The sequence below is a fragment of the Citrobacter sp. TBCS-14 genome, assembly GCF_005280805.1.
Lineage (GTDB): Bacteria > Pseudomonadota > Gammaproteobacteria > Enterobacterales > Enterobacteriaceae > Citrobacter > Citrobacter gillenii.
In genome coordinates, this window is the sequence record NZ_SZWM01000619.1 from 1 (window position 1) to 217 (window position 217).

Below are 217 nucleotides of genomic sequence, written 5' to 3' on the forward strand. Positions count from 1 at the left end.
TTGCAATCCCGACCAGCACGAAGCGATATGACTGGCATGCGACACGTTCTTTCGGATCGTTGGTGATGACGCTGCCGAGAGAGCAGTATGGAATGTTGATCGCCGTATAGGTAATAGAGAGCAGGAAGTAGGTGACAAACGCATAGATAACTTTGCTGTTATACGTCCACTCCGGAGTGGTAAACATCAATACGCTGAATAATGCGTAGGGGAAAGC

The 217-nt window shown here is 48.4% G+C and carries 1 protein-coding gene; it reads right to left on the reverse strand.

Features of this window, described 5'->3' with window-relative positions; genetic code table 11:
• Positions 1-217: MFS transporter (locus tag FDX22_RS20280; protein ID WP_186805382.1), on the reverse strand; the 217-nt coding region annotated here is incomplete at both ends.